This is a genomic window from Streptomyces sp. NPDC029296, assembly GCF_055569255.1.
Genome location: NZ_JBVHXT010000009.1, coordinates 1 through 19,694 on the forward strand (window position 1 = coordinate 1; position 19,694 = coordinate 19,694).

21 protein-coding genes are annotated in these 19,694 nt (G+C 72.0%); 6 read left to right on the forward strand and 15 right to left on the reverse strand.

All coding sequences use genetic code 11. The features are described 5' to 3' along the window. Positions 1 to 99: 99 nt before the first annotated feature. On the reverse strand, positions 100 to 702 hold the full coding sequence (locus tag ACZ4W9_RS09835) for a DUF3618 domain-containing protein (protein WP_467934457.1): 603 nt from the start codon (positions 700 to 702) through the stop codon (positions 100 to 102). Between the two features lie 258 nt (positions 703 to 960). Between ACZ4W9_RS09835 and dapA the strand changes: the two genes are divergently transcribed. Further along, positions 961 to 1,860 carry a 4-hydroxy-tetrahydrodipicolinate synthase gene (gene dapA / locus ACZ4W9_RS09840; RefSeq protein WP_467934458.1) on the forward strand — a complete coding sequence of 300 codons (900 nt, stop codon included), beginning with the start codon at positions 961 to 963 and terminating at the stop codon, positions 1,858 to 1,860. Positions 1,861 to 1,951: 91 nt separating this feature from the next. Here dapA and dapD read toward each other — a convergent pair whose 3' ends face one another. The 11 genes from dapD to ACZ4W9_RS09895 all read right to left on the reverse strand — a co-directional run bounded on the left by dapD (position 1,952) and on the right by ACZ4W9_RS09895 (position 10,529). After that, positions 1,952 to 2,938 (reverse strand): 2,3,4,5-tetrahydropyridine-2,6-dicarboxylate N-succinyltransferase, encoded by a 987-nt coding sequence (dapD, locus tag ACZ4W9_RS09845; RefSeq protein ID WP_467934459.1) that lies wholly within the window; start codon positions 2,936 to 2,938, stop codon positions 1,952 to 1,954. Between the two features lie 64 nt (positions 2,939 to 3,002). Further along, on the reverse strand, positions 3,003 to 3,539 hold the full coding sequence (locus ACZ4W9_RS09850; RefSeq protein WP_467934461.1) for a TetR/AcrR family transcriptional regulator: 537 nt from the start codon (positions 3,537 to 3,539) through the stop codon (positions 3,003 to 3,005). After that, positions 3,539 to 3,862 carry a DMT family transporter gene (locus tag ACZ4W9_RS09855; protein WP_467934462.1) on the reverse strand — a complete coding sequence of 108 codons (324 nt, stop codon included), beginning with the start codon at positions 3,860 to 3,862 and terminating at the stop codon, positions 3,539 to 3,541. The genes ACZ4W9_RS09850 and ACZ4W9_RS09855 overlap by 1 nt, the downstream gene beginning before the upstream one ends. Before the next feature lie 87 nt (positions 3,863 to 3,949). Further along, a complete protein-coding gene (locus ACZ4W9_RS09860) occupies positions 3,950 to 4,282 on the reverse strand; it encodes a metal-sulfur cluster assembly factor (RefSeq protein WP_190018343.1) in 333 nt (110 codons plus the stop codon). Further along, the gene (sufU, locus tag ACZ4W9_RS09865; protein ID WP_318204164.1) at positions 4,279 to 4,746 is read right to left on the reverse strand and encodes a Fe-S cluster assembly sulfur transfer protein SufU; all 468 of its coding nucleotides are present in this window, start codon (positions 4,744 to 4,746) and stop codon (positions 4,279 to 4,281) included. Before sufU ends, ACZ4W9_RS09860 begins: the two co-directional genes overlap by 4 nt. 16 nt (positions 4,747 to 4,762) lie before the next feature. Continuing rightward, positions 4,763 to 6,019, reverse strand: a complete 1,257-nt coding sequence (locus ACZ4W9_RS09870) for a cysteine desulfurase (protein WP_467934464.1) — start codon at positions 6,017 to 6,019, stop codon at positions 4,763 to 4,765. After that, positions 6,016 to 6,780: a Fe-S cluster assembly ATPase SufC gene (gene sufC / locus ACZ4W9_RS09875; RefSeq protein WP_318204162.1), complete on the reverse strand. Its 765-nt coding sequence runs from the start codon at positions 6,778 to 6,780 to the stop codon at positions 6,016 to 6,018. Before sufC ends, ACZ4W9_RS09870 begins: the two co-directional genes overlap by 4 nt. Positions 6,781 to 6,787: 7 nt before the next feature. Beyond that, complete coding sequence (locus ACZ4W9_RS09880; RefSeq protein WP_467934465.1) at positions 6,788 to 7,108, reverse strand: non-heme iron oxygenase ferredoxin subunit; 321 nt, start codon at positions 7,106 to 7,108, stop codon at positions 6,788 to 6,790. Beyond that, the gene (gene sufD / locus ACZ4W9_RS09885; RefSeq protein WP_467934466.1) at positions 7,105 to 8,322 is read right to left on the reverse strand and encodes a Fe-S cluster assembly protein SufD; all 1,218 of its coding nucleotides are present in this window, start codon (positions 8,320 to 8,322) and stop codon (positions 7,105 to 7,107) included. Before sufD ends, ACZ4W9_RS09880 begins: the two co-directional genes overlap by 4 nt. A gap of 54 nt (positions 8,323 to 8,376) precedes the next feature. Further along, positions 8,377 to 9,798 carry a Fe-S cluster assembly protein SufB gene (sufB, locus tag ACZ4W9_RS09890; RefSeq protein WP_467934467.1) on the reverse strand — a complete coding sequence of 474 codons (1,422 nt, stop codon included), beginning with the start codon at positions 9,796 to 9,798 and terminating at the stop codon, positions 8,377 to 8,379. Further along, the gene (locus tag ACZ4W9_RS09895; protein WP_467934469.1) at positions 9,795 to 10,529 is read right to left on the reverse strand and encodes a helix-turn-helix transcriptional regulator; all 735 of its coding nucleotides are present in this window, start codon (positions 10,527 to 10,529) and stop codon (positions 9,795 to 9,797) included. The genes sufB and ACZ4W9_RS09895 overlap by 4 nt, the downstream gene beginning before the upstream one ends. A gap of 183 nt (positions 10,530 to 10,712) precedes the next feature. Between ACZ4W9_RS09895 and ACZ4W9_RS09900 the strand changes: the two genes are divergently transcribed. From ACZ4W9_RS09900 to ACZ4W9_RS09915, 4 genes are all read left to right on the forward strand, one after another. Continuing rightward, positions 10,713 to 11,528, forward strand: coding sequence for an AAC(3) family N-acetyltransferase (locus ACZ4W9_RS09900; RefSeq protein WP_467934471.1), 816 nt, complete (start codon positions 10,713 to 10,715; stop codon positions 11,526 to 11,528). 30 nt (positions 11,529 to 11,558) lie between these two features. Next, positions 11,559 to 12,536 (forward strand): ABC transporter ATP-binding protein, encoded by a 978-nt coding sequence (locus ACZ4W9_RS09905; protein ID WP_467934472.1) that lies wholly within the window; start codon positions 11,559 to 11,561, stop codon positions 12,534 to 12,536. A gap of 50 nt (positions 12,537 to 12,586) precedes the next feature. Next, positions 12,587 to 13,303, forward strand: a complete 717-nt coding sequence (locus ACZ4W9_RS09910; RefSeq protein WP_467934691.1) for an ABC transporter permease — start codon at positions 12,587 to 12,589, stop codon at positions 13,301 to 13,303. Between the two features lie 69 nt (positions 13,304 to 13,372). Then, positions 13,373 to 14,383, forward strand: coding sequence for a COX15/CtaA family protein (locus ACZ4W9_RS09915; protein WP_467934473.1), 1,011 nt, complete (start codon positions 13,373 to 13,375; stop codon positions 14,381 to 14,383). A gap of 1 nt (position 14,384) precedes the next feature. Here the strand turns inward: ACZ4W9_RS09915 and ACZ4W9_RS09920 are convergent, their stop codons facing one another. From ACZ4W9_RS09920 to ACZ4W9_RS09930, 3 genes are all read right to left on the reverse strand, one after another. Further along, the gene (locus ACZ4W9_RS09920; protein WP_467934475.1) at positions 14,385 to 15,134 is read right to left on the reverse strand and encodes a nucleotidyltransferase domain-containing protein; all 750 of its coding nucleotides are present in this window, start codon (positions 15,132 to 15,134) and stop codon (positions 14,385 to 14,387) included. A 655-nt stretch (positions 15,135 to 15,789) separates the two neighbouring features. Continuing rightward, the gene (locus ACZ4W9_RS09925) at positions 15,790 to 16,110 is read right to left on the reverse strand and encodes a hypothetical protein (RefSeq protein ID WP_467934476.1); all 321 of its coding nucleotides are present in this window, start codon (positions 16,108 to 16,110) and stop codon (positions 15,790 to 15,792) included. A gap of 68 nt (positions 16,111 to 16,178) precedes the next feature. Beyond that, positions 16,179 to 17,168 carry a heme o synthase gene (locus tag ACZ4W9_RS09930; RefSeq protein ID WP_467934692.1) on the reverse strand — a complete coding sequence of 330 codons (990 nt, stop codon included), beginning with the start codon at positions 17,166 to 17,168 and terminating at the stop codon, positions 16,179 to 16,181. Positions 17,169 to 17,595: 427 nt separating this feature from the next. On the opposite strand from ACZ4W9_RS09930, the gene tkt reads away from it, so the two are divergent. Further along, the gene (gene tkt / locus ACZ4W9_RS09935) at positions 17,596 to 19,683 is read left to right on the forward strand and encodes a transketolase (protein ID WP_467934478.1); all 2,088 of its coding nucleotides are present in this window, start codon (positions 17,596 to 17,598) and stop codon (positions 19,681 to 19,683) included. Positions 19,684 to 19,694 lie beyond the last annotated feature (11 nt).

Here is a 19,694-nt window from a genome sequence, read left to right on the forward strand (position 1 = left end):
TCGCCGCCCTGCTCGCCGAGCGCCTCGCCCGGCCCGAGAGCGACGGTGGTACCGGCCGGGCGGTGTGCCCGGCCGGTCCCGCCGTCCCGTGTCAGCGGCTCACCGGCCGCCGCGGTCGACGCGCCGCCAGACCACGGCCACGCCGAGGAGGGCGGCGCCCGCCGCGCCCGCGAGCATCGCCGGGCGGGGATGGCGCAGCGCGGCGCGCACGGTCCGGCGCTCCGGCCGCGGCAGCCGCAGGTCGTGCCGCGCGGTGTGCCCGGCGTGCACCGCCCGGTCGTGCAACAGGTGCCTGCCGTGGCCGGCCCGCTCCTGTACCAGATGTCCGGCCCTGGTCATCCGCTCCTGGGCGCCGTGCCCGGCCCGTACGGCCCGGTCCTGCATCAGGTGCCCGGCCCTGGCCGCGCCTTCCTGCACCCGGCCGCCCGCCTTGGCGGCCCGGCCCTGCACGAGGTGGCCCGCCCTGGCCGCCCGGTCCTGGGCGCCGTGTCCCGCCTGGGCGGCCCCGGAGCGCAGCTGCACGGTCATGGCACCGGCCTTGTCCCTCAGGTCCGCGGCCCGGGTCCGGGCCCGGCCGGCCACATCGGCGCCGCCCCTCAGCCGGCCGACGGTGCCGCCGAAGCGGCCCCGGGTCTGTTCGATCTGACGGCGCAGCTCGTCGGGGCCCTTGGCGCCCGAGCCACGCGGGTTCCTGTGCCTCATCGGTGTGCCCTTTCCTGATCGCGTCCGGGCCGTCCGGGTACCCGGAGCGGAGCCCCTCACCCCTGCCCGCCGCCTGTGGCCCCAGGCCGGCAACAGAGCTTCTCCAAGGCCGAGTTGGGGCACACCGGCCCCGGCGCCGGCCACCGGCCCGCCCTCGCCCGGCGCGGTGGAGCCACGCCGCACCTCTCAGTATCGCTAACCGATACCTCGTAGAAGAATTAAGTAGCACTTCACTTACGTGCCGCCGACACTACTCCCATGACGAGCACCCGCAAGCCCCCGCCCTTCGGCCGCACCCTCTGCGCGATGATCACGCCGTTCACCGGCGCGGGCGCGCTCGACCTGGACGGCGCCCGCCGGCTGGCGGCACACCTGGTGGCGGAGGGCTGCGACGGCCTGGTCCTGAACGGCACCACGGGCGAGTCGCCCACCACCACCGACGAGGAGAAGGCCCGGCTGGTCGCGGCCGTGCGGGAGGCGGTCGGCGACCGGGCGGCACTGGTCGCGGGCGTCGGCTCGGCCGACACCCGGCACACGGTGGAGCTGGCCCTGGCCGCCGCCAAGGCGGGCGCGGACGGCGTCCTGGTGGTGACGCCGTACTACAGCCGGCCCCCGCAGGAGGCCGTGGCCGCGCACTTCCGCGCCGTCGCCGACGCGAGCGAGCTGCCGGTGATGCTGTACGACATCCCGGGCCGCACCGGCACCCGGATCGAGCCGCAGACGCTGATCCGGCTCGCCGAGCACCCCCGGATCGTCGCCGTCAAGGACTGCTCCTACGACTTCCTCGGCACCCAGAAGGTGCTGGCCGAGACCGAATTGGCATACTACGCGGGCTGCGACGAACACGTGCTGGCGCTGTACGCGGTCGGCGCGGCGGGCTGCGTCAGCACGGTCGCGAACGCCGTACCGGCGCACATCGCCGCGATCCCGGCCGCGTTCGACGCCGGCGACACCGCGCGGGCGCGGCGGCTCCAGCTCGCCGTCACGCCGTTGACCGAGGCGATGACGGGCGCGGGCCTGCCCGGCACGGTCACCGCGAAGGCGCTGCTGGACCGCCTCGGACTGCCCGCCGGCCCGGTCCGTGCCCCGCTGCTGCCCGCCGGCCGGGAGACGGCCGACGGGCTGCTGGCCCGGTACGAGGCGCTGCGGGCGGGGTGATCACCGCGCGGCGAACACCGGGATCCGTGCACGCATGCCGCGGCGCCCTCCACCGCGTGGTGAAGGGCGCCGCGCCGGGTGTGACGGGAGATCAGTTGTGGCTGTGCAGGATGTCGTTGAGCCCGCCCCACACCGCGTTGTTCGGGCGGGCCTCGACCGCGCCGGTGACCGAGTTGCGGCGGAAGAGGATGTGGGAGGCGCCGTTCAGCTCGCGGGCCTTGACGATCTGGCCGTCGGGCATGGTGACCCGGGTGCCGGCGGTGAGGTAGAGGCCGGCCTCGACCACGCACTCGTCGCCGAGGGCGATGCCGATGCCCGCCTCGGCGCCGATCAGGCAGCGCTCGCCGATGGAGATGACCACGTTGCCGCCGCCGGATAGGGTGCCCATGGTGGAGGCGCCGCCGCCGATGTCCGAACCGTCGCCGACCACGACGCCCGCGGAGATCCGGCCCTCGACCATGGAGGTGCCGAGCGTGCCGGCGTTGAAGTTGACGAAGCCCTCGTGCATGACCGTGGTGCCCGCGGCGAGGTGGGCGCCGAGGCGGACCCGGTCGGCGTCGGCGATGCGCACGCCCTTGGGGACGACGTAGTCCGTCATGCGCGGGAACTTGTCGACCGAGGTCACCTGGAGGTGCAGGCCCTCGGCGCGGGCGTTCAGGCGCACCTTCTCGATGTCGTCCACGGCGACCGGGCCGAGCGAGGTCCAGGCGACGTTGGCGAGGAAGCCGAACTGGCCCTCCAGACTGAGGCCGTGCGGCTTCACGAGCCGGTGGCTGAGCAGGTGCAGCCGCAGGTAGACGTCGTGCGCGTCGACCGGCTTGTCGTCCAGCGAGGCGATGACCGTGCGGACCGCGACGACCTCGACGCCCCGGCGGGCGTCCGGGCCGGTCGCCGCGGTCGCGCCGCCGCCCAGCAGCTCCGCCGCCCGCTCGGCGGTCAGCCGCTCGGTGCCGGCCGGCCCCGGCTCCTCGACCAGCTCGGGGGCCGGGAACCAGGTGTCGAGAACGGTGCCGTCGGAGGCGATCGTGGCGAGGCCGGCGGCGACGGCGCCGGTGGTACGGGTTGCAGACTCGGTCATGGGGGAAAACCTAACGCGGGCGGGGTGGTCAGGGCGAACCGCGTCTCACGTGCCGGGCGCGGGTTCAGGGGATCAGCCGAGCCAGCAGGGCCCGCGCCTCCTCCTCGTCGTACGCGCCGCCCGTCAGCAGCGCCCGGAGGCACAGGCCGTCCATCAGCGCGAGCAGGGCCCGGGCCGTGACCGGGTCGGTGCGCCGGGCCAGCGGCGCCGCCGCCCGCTCGGTCCACTCGGCGGCGACGGGGCGCAGCGCCGGACGGCGCAGCGCGGCCAGGTACAGCTCGTACTCCAGCTCCACGCCGGTGCGCTCGCCGCCCAGCCACGCCCCGAGGGCCCGGGCCAGGTCCGCGGCGAGACCGTCCGGGCCGCCGTGTTCCGGCACCAGCTCGGCCAGCACCCCGGAGAACCCCTCGCCGGCCTGCCGCAACGCGGCCACCAGCAGCTCTTCCAGGGTGGCGAAGTGGTACGTGGTGGAGCCGAGCGGCACGTCCGCCTCCGCGGCGACGCTGCGGTGGCTCAGCCCGGCGATGCCGTCCCGCCCGGCCACCCGGATCGCCGCGTCGATGATCCGCTGCCGGCGCCCGGGATCGTGCCGGCGCGGCATCAGTGCGCCGCCGGGCCCAGGTTCAGCACCACCACGCCTGCGATGATCAGCAGGATCCCGCCGGCCTTGGCCGGCGTCAGCCCCTCCCCGAACAGCAGCAGCCCGAGGAGGGCGATGGCCGCGGTGCCGACCCCGGACCAGATGGCGTAGGCGGTGCCGATCTGCACGGTCTTCAGCGTCTGCGCGAGCAGCGCGAACGACACGACATACCCCAGCGCGGTCACGACCGAGGGCCACGGCCGGCTGAATCCCTCGCTGTACTTCATCGCCGTGGTGGCGGTGACCTCGGCGGCGATGGCACCCGCGAGCAGCAGATATCCCATGTGTACGAGCGTACACAGGGTCCGCGGGCGGGTACGCGAAAGCGGCGGCACCCGCAGGGGTGCCGCCGCCTCACGCACGCGGCGCGGTCAGACGTTGAAGCCCAGCGCGCGGAGCTGTTCGCGGCCGTCGTCGGTGATCTTGTCGGGACCCCACGGCGGCATCCAGACCCAGTTGATGCGCAGCTCGTTGACCAGGCCGTCGGTGGCGGACTTCGCCTGGTCCTCGATCACGTCCGTCAGCGGGCAGGCCGCGGAGGTGAGGGTCATGTCGACGGTCGCGATGTTGGCGTCGTCGACGTGGATGCCGTAGATCAGGCCGAGGTTGACGACGTCGATGCCCAGCTCGGGGTCGACCACGTCCATCAGGGCCTCGCGGAGTTCCTCCTCCGATGCCGGCTTCATCTCAGCGGTGTCGGTCATGCCGTCTTCCTTTCGGCGTCGGCGCCGCCCAGCGCCTGGGCCGTCGCGTCCTTCCACGCCATCCAGCTCAGGAGGGCGCACTTGACCCGCGCGGGGTACTTGGAGACCCCGGCGAACGCGACCGCGTCCTCCAGGACCTCCTCCATCGCGTCGTCGGGCTCGATCCTGCCCTTGGACTGCATCAGCTCCAGGAAGGTCTCCTGGATCCGCTGCGCCTCGGCCAGGTCCTTGCCGACCAGGAGGTCGTTGAGGACCGACGCGCTGGCCTGGCTGATGGAGCAGCCCTGGCCCTCGTACGACACGTCCTCGATCTTCGTGCCGTCGTACTTCACGCGCAGGGTGATCTCGTCGCCGCACGTCGGGTTCACATGGTGCACCTCGGCGTCGCCGTCCCTCAGACCACGCCCGTGCGGGTTCTTGTAGTGGTCCAGGATGACGTCCTGGTACATCGAGTCCAGCTTCACCTTGTCAGCACGCCTCTCAGCCGAAGAAGTTCCGTACGTGCTCCAGGCCGTCGACCAGAGCGTCGATCTCGGCCGGCGAGGAGTACAGATAGAACGACGCTCGGGTGGTCGCCGGAATTCCGTAGCGGAGGCAGACCGGACGGGCACAGTGGTGGCCGACCCGGACCGCGATGCCCTGCTCGTCCAGCACCTGGCCCACGTCGTGCGGATGGATGTCGCCGAGCGTGAAGGAGATCGCCGCGCCCCGGTCCTCGGCCGTCGTCGGGCCGATGATCCTCAGGTCCGGGACCTCCGCCAGGCGCCGCACCGCGTACTCGGTCAGCGCGTGCTCATGGGCGAGGATCCTGTCCATGCCGATCGAGTTCAGGTAGTCGATCGCCGCGCCGAGCCCGACCGCCTGGGCGATCGGGGGCGTGCCCGCCTCGAACTTGTGCGGGGCCGGGGCGTAGGTGGAGGAGTGCATCGAGACGGTCTCGATCATCTCGCCGCCGCCGAGGAACGGGGGCAGGTCCTCCAGCAGCTCCTGGCGGCCCCACAGCACGCCGATGCCGGTCGGGCCGCACATCTTGTGGCCGGTGAAGGCCACGAAGTCGGCCTGGAGCGCCTGCACGTCCAGCGGCATGTGCGGGGCGGCCTGGGAGGCGTCGATGCACACCAGCGCGCCGACCTCCTGGGCGCGCCGGATGATCGTCTCGACCGGGTTGACCGTGCCCAGGATGTTCGACACCAGCACGAAGGAGACGATCTTCGTCTTCTCCGTGATGATCTCGTCGATGTTCGACAGGTCCAGCCGGCCGTCGTCCGTGAGGCCGAACCACTTCAGCTTCGCGCCGGTGCGCTGCGCCAGCAGCTGCCACGGCACGATGTTGGAGTGGTGCTCCATCTCCGTGATGACGATCTCGGTGTCGGCGTCCACCCGGTAGGGCTCGTCGGCCCAGCCGAGCATGTTCGCCACGAGGTTGAGCGACTCGGAGGCGTTCTTGGTGAAGATCACCTCGTCGCGGCTCGGCGCGTTCACGAACGCCGCGACCTTGTCGCGCGCTCCCTCGTACAGCGCCGTGGCCTCCTCGGCGAGCACATGCACACCGCGGTGGACGTTGGCGTTGTAGCGCTCGTAGTACTCGCTCAGGGCGTCCAGCACCTGGCGCGGCTTCTGGCTGGTCGCCGCGTTGTCCAGGTACACGAGCTTCCTGCCGTCGTGGACGACTCGGTCCAGAACGGGGAAGTCCTTGCGGATCGCCTCGGTGTCGAGGAGGCCCGGCAGCTGTGTCACGCGGATGCGCCACCCTTCACGTATGCCTCGTAGCCCTCGTTCTCCAGCTTGTCCGCCAGCTCGGGGCCGCCGGACTCCACGATGCGGCCGCCGGCGAACACGTGGACGTGGTCGGGCTTGATGTAGCGCAGGATGCGCGTGTAGTGCGTGATCAGCAGGGTGCCGACCTCGCCGGTCTCGCGGACGCGGTTGACGCCCTCGGAGACGATGCGCAGGGCGTCGACGTCCAGGCCGGAGTCCGTCTCGTCCAGGATCGCGACCTTCGGCCGGAGCAGCTCCAGCTGGAGGATCTCGTGGCGCTTCTTCTCACCGCCGGAGAAGCCCTCGTTGACGTTGCGCTCGGCGAAGGACGGGTCCATGTTGAGGCGCTGCATGGCCTCCTTGACCTCCTTCACCCAGGTGCGCAGCTTCGGGGCCTCGCCGCGGATGGCGGTGGCGGAGGTGCGCAGGAAGTTGGAGACGGAGACGCCGGGGACCTCGACCGGGTACTGCATCGCCAGGAACAGGCCGGCGCGGGCGCGCTCGTCGACGGACATCTCCAGGACGTCCTCGCCGTCGAGGGTGACGGTGCCGCCGGTGATCGTGTACTTCGGGTGACCCGCGAGGGAGTAGGCGAGGGTCGACTTGCCGGAGCCGTTGGGGCCCATGATGGCGTGCGTCTCGCCCTGCTTCACGGTGAGGTCGACGCCCTTGAGGATCTCCTTCGTGGCGTTGTCGGCCTCGACGGTGACGTGCAGGTCTCGGATTTCAAGCGTTGCCATGGGTGCCTCAGGACTCCTGGGTGAGGGAGACGAGAACGTCGTCCCCTTCGATCTTTACGGGGTATACGGGGACGGGGCGCGTCGCCGGAAGACTGTCGGGCTTGCCGGACCGCAGGTCGAAGCGCGAGCCGTGCAGCCAGCACTCGAGGTGACAGTCGTCGACCTCGCCCTCCGACAGCGAGACGTTCGCGTGCGAGCAGATGTCGTGGATCGCGAACACCTCGCCCTCGGTCCGCACGACCGAGACCGGCGTGCCGTCGATCTCCACCCGCTTCGGGGTGTCCTCCGCCAGCTCGCCCAGCCCGCAGACGCGTACGAAGGTCGTCATGCGACCGAAGCCTCCAGCTCTTCCTCGATCTTGACGAGCAGCCGCTCCTCGATGTCGGCGACGCCGATCTGCTGGACCAGCTCGGCGAAGAAGCCGCGGACCACCAGACGGCGGGCCTCGTGCTCCGGGATGCCGCGCGCCATCAGGTAGAAGAGCTGCTCGTCGTCGAAGCGGCCGGTGGCGGAGGCGTGGCCCGCGCCGACGATCTCGCCGGTCTCGATCTCCAGGTTCGGCACCGAGTCGACGCGCGCACCGTCCGTGAGGACCAGGTTGCGGTTCATCTCGTAGGTGTCCGTGCCCTCGGCCGCGGCCTCGATGAGCACGTCGCCGATCCAGACCGCGTGCGCGGCGTCGCCCTGGAGCGCGCCCTTGTAGACGACGTTCGACTTGCAGTGCGGGGTGTTGTGCGTGACCAGCAGGCGGTGCTCGTGGTGCTGGCCGGCGTCGGTGAAGTACAGGCCGAACAGCTCGGCCTCGCCGCCGGGGCCGGCGTACTCCACGCGGGGGTGGATGCGCACCAGGTCGCCGCCGAAGGTGACGAGGACGTGCTTGAAGCTCGCGTCCCGGCCCACCAGCGCGCTCTGCTGGGCGACGTGCACGGCGGTGTGGTCCCAGTCCACGATGGTGACCACGGTCAGCTTGGCACCGTCGCCGAGGACGTACTCCACGTTCGCGGCGCGGACGGTGTCGCCGGTGTGGTCGATGACGACCGTGGCCTCGGCGAAGGCGCCGAGCTCGAACACGGTGTGCCCGTAGGTCACGCCGCCCTCGCCGTGCAGGGTGAGGCGCACCGGCTCGGTCAGCACGGTCTCCTTCGGCACGGTGACGATCGTGGCCTGCTCGAAGGAGGAGTACGCCTGGGCCGCGACCCGGTCCACCGGCTTGCCGGCCCTGCCGAGCCGGGCGTCGTCGCGGCCGACGGTCTCGAGGGTGACGCCGTCGGGGGCGGAGAAGTCGGTCTTGACCGAGCCTCCGGCGGCCGCGGTGCCGTCGTGCAGTCCGCGCAGCCGCTCCAGCGGGGTGAACCGCCATTCCTCCTCACGGCCGTGCGGGACCGGGAAGTCCGCCACGTCGAAGGACGGGGGCGCGCTCATGCGCGAGACGACGGTCGACTCCGCGGCGACCGCGATGGAGCCGGCGGTGGTGGAACCCACCGGTGGGGGTCCCCCCGCGCGAGCGGAGCCGAGCGTGGGGGAGTTCTGGGCCTCAGCCATGGCTGTCGTAGTGCTCTCTTTCCTGGGTAAGACGTCTGCCGGCGATGAGGGCGGTCAGCCGACCGCGCCCTCCATCTGCAGCTCGATCAGCCGGTTGAGCTCCAGCGCGTACTCCATGGGCAGTTCCTTGGCGATCGGCTCGACGAAGCCGCGCACGATCATCGCCATCGCCTCGTCCTCGGACAGACCGCGGCTCATCAGGTAGAAGAGCTGGTCCTCGGAGACCTTGGAGACGGTGGCCTCGTGGCCCATGGACACGTCGTCCTCGCGGACGTCGACGTAGGGGTACGTGTCCGACCGGGAGATGGTGTCGACCAGCAGCGCGTCGCACAGCACGTTGGACTTGGAGCCGGCGGCGCCCTCGCCGATCTCGATCAGACCGCGGTAGGAGGTGCGGCCACCGCCGCGCGCCACGGACTTGGAGACGATGTTGGAGGACGTGTTCGGCGCCATGTGGACCATCTTGGCGCCCGCGTCCTGGTGCTGGCCCTCGCCCGCGAAGGCGATGGACAGGGTCTCGCCCTTGGCGTGCTCGCCCATCAGGTAAACGGCCGGGTACTTCATCGTCACCTTGGAGCCGATGTTGCCGTCGACCCACTCCATCGTCGCGCCCTCGTAGGCGACGGCGCGCTTGGTGACCAGGTTGTACACGTTGTTCGACCAGTTCTGGATGGTCGTGTAACGGCAGCGGGCGTTCTTCTTGACGATGATCTCGACGACCGCGGAGTGCAGCGAGTCCGACTTGTAGATCGGCGCCGTGCAGCCCTCGACGTAGTGCACGTAGGCACCCTCGTCGACGATGATCAGGGTCCGCTCGAACTGGCCCATGTTCTCCGTGTTGATGCGGAAGTAGGCCTGGAGCGGGATCTCCACGTGCACGCCCTTCGGCACGTAGATGAAGGAGCCGCCGGACCACACGGCGGTGTTCAGCGCGGCGAACTTGTTGTCGCCGGCCGGGATGACCGTGCCGAAGTACTCCTTGAAGAGCTCCGGGTGCTCCTTCAGCGCGGTGTCGGTGTCGAGGAAGATGACGCCCTGCTCCTCCAGGTCCTCGCGGATCTGGTGGTAGACGACCTCCGACTCGTACTGGGCGGCGACACCGGCGACGAGGCGCTGCTTCTCGGCCTCCGGGATGCCCAGCTTGTCGTAGGTGTTCTTGATGTCCTCGGGCAGGTCCTCCCAGGACTCCGCCTGCTTCTCCGTGGAGCGCACGAAGTACTTGATGTTGTCGAAGTCGATGCCCGAGAGGTCGGAGCCCCAGTTCGGCATCGGCTTCTTGCCGAAGAGCTTCAGGCCCTTCAGGCGCAGCTTGGTCATCCACTCCGGCTCCGACTTCTTGTCGGAGATGTCGCGGACGACCTCCTCGCTCAGGCCACGCCTGGCGGAGGCACCGGCCACGTCCGAGTCGGCCCAGCCGTATTCGTACTTGCCCAGGCCCTCGAGCTCAGGGTGGGCAGTCTCCGTGGGGAGAGTCATGCGGGGTTCCTCCCGGCCGTGCTTGCAGGTGCGTCAGTGGAAATCTTGGGGATGAACGTCGTGCAGACGCCGTCGCCGTGCGCGATGGTCGCCAGTCGCTGGACGTGCGTGCCCAGCAGCTCCGCGAAGATCTCCGTCTCCGCCTCGCACAGCTGCGGGAACTGTTCCGCGACATGGGCGACCGGGCAGTGGTGCTGGCAGAGCTGCTCGCCGACCGGTGCGCTGCGCGCCGTAGCAGCGTACCCGTCCGCACTCAGGGCCCTGGCCAGCGCTTCGGCGCGTTTGTCCGGGGTCGCGGCCTCGATCGCCTCGCGGTACGCGCTCGCCTGGGCGGCGACCCGGGCGCGGGCGAAGGCGGCGACCGCCTCGGCGCCGCCCTCCCGCTCGGCGATCCAGCGGATCGCGTCCGCGGCGAGCTTGTCGTACGACTGGTCGAAGGCGTCCCGGCCGCAGTCGGTGAGCGCGAAGACCTTGGCGGGGCGGCCACGCGTGCGCGTGCCGTACACCCGCTGTTCGCGGGCCTCGACGACCTCGTCGGCGACCAGCGCGTCCAGGTGGCGCCGTACGGCCGCCTGGGTCAGTCCCAGCCGGCCGGCGAGTTCGGCGACGGTCGACGGCCCGTGGTCCAGGATGGACCGCGCGACCCGGTTGCGCGTCGAGCGCTCACCGGTCGCTAGCTCCTCCTGAGGGACCCCCATGGGGGTCTCCCGAGCCTCGCCGACGTTTTTCACAACGCCATTGTTGCGTAATTCCGCGGAGCCTGACAAGCGACGTCCGGATCATCACGCGGTGCCCTGCGTCACTTAGGCATACCTAATCTGACCTGCGCAAACGATCTTCCGCCGTCCTTCCGAAACGTTGCCCCGGCCAAATTCACTGGCCTGCCGGGACCCGTTCCGGAAGACTGCCGGACCATGCCCGCACCCCCTCCGACCGGCCCACTCGTCACCCGGGACACCCTCGCCGCAGGTCTGCGCCTGCTGGGGGTCGAATCCAGCGGGATTCTGCTCGTGCACTCCTCGCTCAGCTCGCTCGGCTGGGTGAACGGAGGCGCGGTCGCGGTCGTCCAGGGCCTCCTGGACGCGCTCGGCCCCGCCGGCACGCTCGTCGTCCCCACCCAGACCGGCGACCAGTCCGACCCGGCGGGATGGCAGAACCCGCCGGTGCCCGAGGAGTGGTGGGACCGGATCCGCGCCACCATGCCCCCGTACGACCCGCTCGTCACCCCCTCGCTCGGGGTCGGCGTGATCCCCGAGACCGTGCGGACCTGGCCCGGCGCCCTGCGCAGCGCCCACCCCCAGACCTCCTTCGCCGCGCTCGGCCCCCGCGCGCGGGAGATCACCGAGGGCCACGCCCCGGACTGCCGGCTCGGCGAGGCCAGCCCGCTGGCGAAGCTGGAGAAACTGGGCGCCCGGGTGCTGCTGCTCGGCGCGGGCTACGACTCCTGCACCGCCTTCCACCTGGCCGAGTACCGCGTCCCCTCCCCGCGCGTACGGGTCGGCCGGCCCGCTCCCGGCGGCGGCTGGGAGACGGTGGTCGAGGTGTCGATCACCTCCGACCGGTTCGACGAGCTGGGGCACGACTTCGAACGGGACCGGCCCGTCGTCCGCGGCCGGGTCGGCGGCGCGGACGCCCGGCTGTTCCCGCTGGCGGACGCCGTGGCCTACGCCGAGCGGTGGCTGGCGCTGCACCGGCCGCGGGAGGAGGACTTCCCGCACCCGCCCGCCTGAACCACGTGCGCTCTCCCTACACTCGGCCCCATGCGAAGTGAGCCCGCCCGTCCGTCTCCCGACCACCACCCCTCGGGGAAACGCTTCGCGTCGGACCCGCTCATCGAGGTGGCGGCCCTGGTGATGCGGTACGGCGCGAAGACCGCGGTCGACGGCCTGGACCTGGTGGCCCGGCCGGGCGTGACCGCCGTGCTCGGCCCGAACGGGGCCGGGAAGACGACCACGGTCGAGACCTGCGAGGGGTACCGGAAGCCGGATTCCGGCACGGTGCGCGTCCTGGGCCTCGACCCGGTCCGGCAGGCCGCCGAGCTGCGGCCCCGCATCGGCGTGATGCTCCAGTCCGGCGGTGTGTACTCCGGCGCCCGCGCCGACGAGATGCTCCGGCACGTGGCGAAGCTGCACGCGCACCCGCTCGACGTCGGCGCCCTGATCGACCGCCTCGGCCTCGGCTCCTGCGGCCGCACCGGCTACCGCCGGCTCTCCGGCGGCCAGCAGCAGCGGCTCGCGCTCGCCATGGCCGTCGTGGGCCGCCCGGAACTGGTGTTCCTGGACGAGCCCACCGCCGGCCTGGACCCGCAGGCCCGCCGGGCCACCTGGGACCTGGTGCGGGACCTGCGCGCCGACGGCGTCTCGGTGATCCTCACCACGCACCACATGGACGAGGCCGAGCAGCTCGCCGACGACGTGGCGATCATCGACGGGGGCCGGGTCATCGCCCAGGGCTCCCCTGAGGAGCTGTGCAAGGGCGGCGCCGAGAACACCCTGCGCTTCACCGGCCGCCCCGGCCTGGACGTCGGCTCGCTGCTCAAGGCCCTCCCGGCCGACTGCGCGGCCGCCGAGCTGACCCCGGGCAGCTACCGGGTGACCGGCAAGGTCGACCCCCAGCTGCTGGCCACCGTGACCTCCTGGTGCGCCCAGCACGGGGTGATGCCCGACCGGATCTCGGTGGAGCGGCACACCCTGGAAGACGTCTTCCTGGAGCTGACCGGCAAGGAGCTGCGTTCGTGACCACCCCGGGTACCTACTCCCCCCGGCCCGGAGCCGCCCCGCTCCCCCGCATGATCGCGGCGCAGGCGGCGCTGGAGACCAGGATGCTGCTGCGCAACGGCGAGCAGCTGCTGCTGACGGTCGTGATCCCGGCCCTGCTGCTGGTGCTCTTCAGCTCGGTCGACATCGTGGACACCGGCGAGGGCGAGGCGGTCGACTTCCTCGCCCCCGGTGTGCTGGCCCTGGCCGTGATGTCGACGGCGTTCACCGGTCAGGCCATCGCCACGGGCTTCGAGCGCCGCTACGGCGTGCTCAAGCGGCTGGCCTCCTCGCCGCTGCCGCGCTGGGGCCTGATGACCGCGAAGACGGTGTCCGTGCTGGTCACGGAGGTTCTCCAGGTCATCCTGCTGACCGTGATCGCCTTCGCGCTGGGCTGGTCCCCGCACGGCAACCCGGCCGCCGTCGTGGCTCTGCTCGTCGTCGGCACCGCCGCCTTCTCCGGGCTCGGCCTGCTGATGGCGGGCACCCTGAAGGCGGAGGCGACCCTGGCCGCCGCCAACCTGGTCTTCCTGCTGCTGCTCGTGGGCGGCGGGGTGATCGTGCCGCTGGAGAAGTTCGGCCCGGCGGGCGAGCGGATCCTCGGCCTGCTGCCCATCTCCGCCCTCTCCGACGGCCTGCGGGACGTGCTGCGGCAGGGCGCCGGGATGCCCTGGGGCGACCTGGGCGTGCTCGCCGTGTGGGCGGTCGTCGGGCTGGCCGCGGCCGGACGGTTCTTCCGCTGGGAGTGACCCTTGCGCGAGCGGGCGTACCCCCGGGGGAGCGACCCTCGTGAACGCGTGCACAAGCGGCGGCCTACGATGGTGGGCGTGCCTACGCTGAACCGCGCCGACGCCGAAGCCGCCCTGCGCAATCCGCTCGCCTTCATCGCCGACCGCTGGACCCCGGACCCCCGGACCGTCCGGCGGGCGGCCCTCGCCGCGCTCGTCATGTCGGTGGTCATCGTGGTCACCGGCGGTGCCGTCCGCCTGACCGGCTCGGGCCTCGGCTGCCCGACCTGGCCCACCTGCACCGACGACTCGCTGACCACGACCCGGGCCATGGGCTTCCACGGGATCATCGAGTTCGGCAACCGCATGCTGACGTACGTGCTGTGCGCCGCCGTCGGCTGGGCGATCATCGCCGCGCGCTCCGAGAAGCCGTGGCGCCGCGGGCTGACCCGGCTGGGCTGGGCCCAGTTCTGGGTGGTCATGGGCAACGCGGTGCTCGGCGGCATCGTCGTCCTGGTCGGCCTCAACCCGTACACGGTCGCCGCGCACTTCCTGCTCTCCACGGCCCTGATCGCCATCGCCACGGTGATGTGGCAGCGCACCCGGGAGGGCGACGCGGCACCGCGGCCGCTGGTCGGCAAGGCGGTGGCGCAGCTGGTGTGGTTCCTGGTGGCCGCGTCCGCGCTGCTCATCGCGGTCGGCACGGTGGTGACCGGGGCGGGACCGCACGCCGGCGACTCCAGCGAGGTCGCGCGCATCCCGATCGACTGGGAGAACGTCTCCAAGCTGCACGCGGTGCTCGCCTGGATCGTGGTCACGCTGACGTTCGCGCTGTGGTTCGTGCTCAAGGCGGTCGACGCGCCGAAGGCACCGCTGGCGCGCACCCGGGAGCTGTTCGTCGTCCTGCTGTGCCAGGGCGCCATCGGCTACGTCCAGTACTTCACCCACCTCCCGGAGGCCCTGGTGGCCGCCCACATGCTCGGCTCCACCGTGATGTGGATCTGGGTGCTGCGGGTGCTGCTGGCGCTGCGGGAACGCCCCGGGGCCCCGCAGGACGTGCCGGCGCCCCCGGCCGCGGTGACGGTCGGCTCGCGGGCCTGAGTCATCCCCCGCCCGCGCCCCGGACCAGGGCGTCGATCGCCGGGCCCAGGAACGCCCGGGTCGCCCCGGCCCGCCGGGTGAGCCAGTCGAAACCGGCCGGGGCGGGGGCGGGGCTCGCGTACCGCCGGCGGGCGATGTCCGCGACGACCTCGGCGGGCGCGCCGAGGCCCGGCAGCTCGGCCAGGGCCTCCCGCTTCGAGATCAGCCGGCCCTCGCGCAGGGTCACGGTGGCCCGGGCGAAGGTCAGCAGACCCAGGTCCACCCAGACGTCCTGCCGCCACAGCCGGGCCCTGTCCACCGCCGGGCGCCAGAAGTCACGCTGATCGCGCACGACGAAGCGGCTCAGCTGCCCCGCCGGCACCGGCGGCAGCAGCCCGGCCGGCGGCTCCCCGTACAGCACCCGCCCGAACTCGTGCAGCTCGCGCCGGGTGACGGGGGTGACCGGACGGCGCAGCACCCCGCCGTGCGCCCAGGTCAGGTGCGGACGGTCCGGGTCGTCCAGGGTGGCCGGGGTGAGATAGCCGCAATGGAGCCTGGTGGCGAGGGGCCGCCCGCGCAGCCGGGTGTGCAGGGCCGCGATCCGCCAGGCGTGCCGCGGACCGAGTGGACCGGGCAGTACGGCGATGAGGTCGAGGTCGCTGCGCCCCTCCTGGTAGTCGCCGCCGGCCAGGGAACCGTGCGCCCAGACGGCGCGGGGCCGCAGCGGCAGCAGGGCGTCCAGGAACCCGTCGAGCAGGGAGGCGGTCGTCATCCGCCCAGTCTCGGCAGTCCTCCCGGGCCTGTACACCCGGCGCGCCGTCCCCCGCGATCGGCCGGGCCGGCCGCCGGGTGTCCGGCGCCGCCGGGGAAGAGGACCTCGCCGCAGGAGGCCGGCTCCGGGTCCCGGCGCGGACGGTGGCCGCCCGGGCCCCGGTGCCGCACCGGCGCGGCGCCCGGTCCGGACGTGGACCCGCGGGAAGAGGACCCGGCCGGATGGGCGGCGGGACGGTGGTACGGGCGGCCGTGCGGCGGGATCAGGCCGGCGGCGGCCGGGCGAAGCCGGTGCGCGGTACGGGGGGTGCGGTCGACGCGGGCGCCGGGCCCGGTGCGGTCGGGGAGGCGGGCCGGTTCCCGGCAGGTGCCGGCCGCCTCGGACCGCTCGCGCCCCGGCGGGCGGACCACGATCGTGCGCCCCGGCCCGCCCCGGACGGACAGAGCCCCATGACGCGCGTAGCGCGGGTCACGGGGCTCTCGTGCGCGTGGGGCGGCGCCAAGGGCTGCCGCCGGTACGAGGCTGCTCGGGCGCGCCGGTACGAGGCGCGCTCGGGGCCGGCGCTCTCCCGGAGTCGCTCGTGGCCCGGCGAGCCGGGGGCCGGCCGGGGCGGCTCGGGCCGCGCGGTGCTGCCGTACGGCCGTGGCCGCGGCGGTCAGCCGCCCAGCTGGATGCCGGCCATCCGCTTCCACTCGTACGGGCCCGTCGTCACCTTCGCCGCGAACTCGCCGTCGAACGACTCGTGGACCGTGATGCCGGACTTGGCCACCGCCTGCTCGGCGAGGGCGTACGTGGGGGCCACCAGGTCGCCCCAGCCGCCGTCCGCGCCGACGAGGACGATGCGGGCGCCGCGTTCACCGATGTGGGCCACCTGGCCCTCCGCGCCGCCGTGCGCCTTGGCGAAGGCACCGATCCGGTGGGCGAGCCGGGACACCGTGCGCTCGGCCCTCGCGTCAACCTGCTGCGTGTCTGCCATGCCCAGGATGCTACTCACCGGTAGATCGACTGGCGAGGGCGGGGCGCTGTGACGTACGCCCGGTGCCGTCAGCGCAGGAAGGGGTCCACCGCGACCGCCACGAACAGCAGCGACACATAGGTGATGGACCAGTGGAAGAGCCGCATCTCCTTCAGCTTCGTGCCGGTGGTCTCGGCCTTGGCCCGGTTCTGCAGCGCGTGTGCCTCCCACAGCCACCAGCCGCCCGCCGCGAGGGCGACGGCCGTGTAGAACCAGCCGGTGTAGCCGAGGGGCGTCAGCAGCAGGGAGACGACGACCATCACCCAGCTGTAGATGACGATCTGCTTGGCGACGACCTTGTTGGAGGCGATGACCGGCAGCATCGGCACGCCGACGCGCGCGTAGTCCTCCCGGACCTTCATGGACAGCGGCCAGTAGTGCGGCGGGGTCCAGAAGAACATGACGAGGAAGAGGATGACCGGCGCCCACGACAGGGAGTTCGTGACGGACGACCAGCCGATCAGCACCGGCATGCAGCCCGCGATGCCGCCCCACACGATGTTCTGCGACGTGCGCCGCTTGAGGATCATCGTGTAGACGACGACGTAGAAGAGGAGCGCCCCGAGTGACAGCCAGGCGCTCAGCCAGTTGACGGTGAGCCCGAACAGCAGCGTCGAGACGACCGCCAGCGTGATGCCGAACGCCATGCACTCGCGCGGGCTGACCATGCCCGTCACCAGCGGACGCTGCGAGGTGCGGTCCATGAGGGCGTCGATGTCCCGGTCGATGTACATGTTGAGCGCGTTGGCGCCGCCAGCCGACAGATAGCCGCCGAGGCAGGTGATCAGGACCAGTCTCAGGTCCGGCACACCCTGCTGCGCCAGGAACATCACCGGAACGGTGGTGATGAGCAGCAGCTCGATGATCCGCGGCTTGGTCAGCGCCACGAACGCCTTGACACGGGCCCCGAACGGCCGGTGAACCGAGCCCTGACGCGCACCCCCGGGCGCACCCTCCCCCAGGGCCTTGAGGGCCTGGGAGGGACCCCCAGGACGGGATTCGACGGCCGTCACGCACACCCCTGACAGAGACATCCCAGCAAGCCGTCCCGCCGGACACTCCGGGTTAAGGCTCACGCGTACCACGCCACTTTAGACGTTGCCCATACCCCGGCCTTCGCGGGGGTGGGGTCGTGTTGGCGAGGCCCTCCGCGCACCTGTGCGCGGACTCGCTCGGACGCGTCCGCGAGGACGTGATCCTCCGTGCGCGGGAAAGCTCTCCTGAGCGGTCAGATGAGCGGGTCCGCATTCATGTGCCGAATGCCGTTCCGCCCAGTCGGGAGGCGGATTACGAAGACTCCCGGCAGTCTGGAAACACTCGAAAAAACGCACGTCCTCACGGGGGTAGGCTCGACAACGGCCGGCGGGCGACAAGCCCGTCGGCGGCCGGGTGGGGCGCATGCCCGACGACCGGCGACCGACATGTGGAGAGGAGCCCTGACCCAGGGTGAGCACCAAGCCGACCACCACAGACCTTGAGTGGACCGAGCTGGACCAGCGGGCCGTGGACACCGCCCGTGTCCTGGCCGCAGACGCCGTACAGAAGGTCGGCAACGGCCATCCCGGTACGGCGATGAGCCTGGCCCCCGCCGCCTACACCCTCTTCCAGAAGGTGATGCGGCACGACCCGGCCGACCCGGAGTGGGTCGGGCGCGACCGCTTCGTGCTGTCCGCCGGCCACTCGTCCCTGACCCTCTACACCCAGCTCTACCTGGCCGGCTTCGGCCTGGAGCTGGACGATCTGAAGGCCTTCAGGACGTGGGGTTCGAAGACCCCGGGCCACCCGGAGTACGGCCACACCAAGGGTGTGGAGACCACCACCGGCCCGCTGGGGCAGGGTGTGGCCAACGCGGTGGGCATGGCGATGGCGGCCCGCTACGAGCGCGGTCTGTTCGACCCGGAGGCGCCGGCCGGCGAGTCCCCCTTCGACCACTTCGTCTACTGCATCGCCGGCGACGGCTGCCTCCAGGAGGGCATCGCCGCCGAGGCGTCCTCGCTGGCCGGCCACCAGAAGCTGGGCAACCTGGTCCTGCTGTGGGACGACAACCACATCTCCATCGAGGGCGACACCGAGACGGCCGTCTCCGAGGACACCGTCAAGCGGTACGAGGCCTACGGCTGGCACGTGCAGCGGGTGGAGGCCCGGGAGAACGGCGACCTGGACCCGGCGGCGATCTTCGCCGCGATCGAGGAGGCCAAGCGGGTCACCGACCGGCCGTCCTTCATCGCGATGCGCTCGATCATCGCCTGGCCGGCCCCGAACGCGCAGAACACCGAGGCCGCGCACGGCTCGGCGCTGGGCGACGACGAGGTCGCGGCCACCAAGCGCGTCCTCGGCTTCGACCCGGAGCGGAGCTTCGAGGTCGCCGACGAGGTCATCGCCCACACCCGCAAGGCGCTGGAGCGCGGTGCCGAGGCGAAGGCCGAGTGGGAGAAGTCCCTCCAGGTGTGGCGCGAGGCCAACCCGGAGCGGGCCGCCGAGTTCGACCGGATCAGCGCGGGCGAGCTGCCCGCCGGCTGGGAGGACAAGCTCCCGGTCTTCGAGCCCGGCAAGGGTGTGGCCACGCGTGCCGCGTCCGGCAAGGTGCTCCAGGCGCTCGGCGCGGTGATCCCCGAGCTGTGGGGCGGCTCCGCCGACCTCGCCGGGTCGAACAACACCACCATCGACAAGGACAGCTCGTTCCTGCCCGCGGGCAACCCGCTGCCGGAGGCCGACCCGTACGGCCGCACCATCCACTTCGGCATCCGCGAGCACTCCATGGGCGCCGAGCTGAACGGCATCGCCCTGCACGGCAACACCCGTGTCTACGGCGGCACCTTCCTCGTCTTCTCCGACTACATGCGCAACGCCGTGCGCCTGTCGGCCCTGATGCACCTGCCGGTGACGTTCGTGTGGACGCACGACTCCATCGGCCTCGGCGAGGACGGCCCCACCCACCAGCCGGTCGAGCACCTGGCCTCGCTGCGCGCCATCCCGGGCCTGAACATCGTCCGCCCGGCCGACGCCAACGAGACCGCGATCGCCTGGCGGGAGATCCTCAAGCGCTGGACCAAGGAGTTCGGCAAGGGCCAGCCGCACGGCCTCGCGCTCACCCGCCAGGGCGTGCCGGTGTACGAGCCGAACGAGGACGCGGCCAAGGGCGGCTACGTCCTGTTCGAGGCCGACGGCGGCGAGCCGCAGGTCATCCTGATCGCCACCGGTTCCGAGGTGCACGTGGCCGTGGAGGCGCGTGAGCAGCTCCAGGCCGACGGCGTTCCCACCCGTGTCGTCTCGATGCCGTCCGTGGAGTGGTTCGAGCAGCAGGACCAGGGGTACCGGGACTCCGTGCTGCCGCCGTCCGTCCGGGCCCGCGTCGCCGTGGAGGCGGGCATCGGGCTGACGTGGCACAAGTACGTGGGGGACGCCGGCCGCATCGTTTCCCTGGAGCACTTCGGTGCTTCCGCGGACGGCAAGCTGCTCTTCCGCGAGTTCGGCTTCACTGCCGAGAACGTGGCCGCCAAGGCGCGGGAATCCCTCGCCGACGCTCAGCGCTGACGCTCATATAC

What these genes read in the sequence shown, in the direction of transcription:
- ACZ4W9_RS09880 (WP_467934465.1), bottom strand. Translation starts at nt 7,108, where the DNA reads ATGACGACCTTCGTACGCGTCTGCGGGCTGGGCGAGCTGGCGGAGGAC.
- ACZ4W9_RS09850 (WP_467934461.1), bottom strand. Translation starts at nt 3,539, where the DNA reads ATGCCGCGCCGGCACGATCCCGGGCGCCGGCAGCGGATCATCGACGCG.
- ACZ4W9_RS09835 (WP_467934457.1), bottom strand. Translation starts at nt 702, where the DNA reads ATGAGGCACAGGAACCCGCGTGGCTCGGGCGCCAAGGGCCCCGACGAG.
- ACZ4W9_RS09925 (WP_467934476.1), bottom strand. Translation starts at nt 16,110, where the DNA reads ATGGCAGACACGCAGCAGGTTGACGCGAGGGCCGAGCGCACGGTGTCC.
- dapD (WP_467934459.1), bottom strand. Translation starts at nt 2,938, where the DNA reads ATGACCGAGTCTGCAACCCGTACCACCGGCGCCGTCGCCGCCGGCCTC.
- ACZ4W9_RS09860 (WP_190018343.1), bottom strand. Translation starts at nt 4,282, where the DNA reads ATGACCGACACCGCTGAGATGAAGCCGGCATCGGAGGAGGAACTCCGC.
- ACZ4W9_RS09910 (WP_467934691.1), top strand. Translation starts at nt 12,587, where the DNA reads ATGATCGCGGCGCAGGCGGCGCTGGAGACCAGGATGCTGCTGCGCAAC.
- sufB (WP_467934467.1), bottom strand. Translation starts at nt 9,798, where the DNA reads ATGACTCTCCCCACGGAGACTGCCCACCCTGAGCTCGAGGGCCTGGGC.
- sufC (WP_318204162.1), bottom strand. Translation starts at nt 6,780, where the DNA reads ATGGCAACGCTTGAAATCCGAGACCTGCACGTCACCGTCGAGGCCGAC.
- ACZ4W9_RS09920 (WP_467934475.1), bottom strand. Translation starts at nt 15,134, where the DNA reads ATGACGACCGCCTCCCTGCTCGACGGGTTCCTGGACGCCCTGCTGCCG.
- sufD (WP_467934466.1), bottom strand. Translation starts at nt 8,322, where the DNA reads ATGGCTGAGGCCCAGAACTCCCCCACGCTCGGCTCCGCTCGCGCGGGG.
- ACZ4W9_RS09900 (WP_467934471.1), top strand. Translation starts at nt 10,713, where the DNA reads ATGCCCGCACCCCCTCCGACCGGCCCACTCGTCACCCGGGACACCCTC.
- ACZ4W9_RS09905 (WP_467934472.1), top strand. Translation starts at nt 11,559, where the DNA reads ATGCGAAGTGAGCCCGCCCGTCCGTCTCCCGACCACCACCCCTCGGGG.
- ACZ4W9_RS09915 (WP_467934473.1), top strand. Translation starts at nt 13,373, where the DNA reads ATGGTGGGCGTGCCTACGCTGAACCGCGCCGACGCCGAAGCCGCCCTG.
- ACZ4W9_RS09855 (WP_467934462.1), bottom strand. Translation starts at nt 3,862, where the DNA reads ATGGGATATCTGCTGCTCGCGGGTGCCATCGCCGCCGAGGTCACCGCC.
- dapA (WP_467934458.1), top strand. Translation starts at nt 961, where the DNA reads ATGACGAGCACCCGCAAGCCCCCGCCCTTCGGCCGCACCCTCTGCGCG.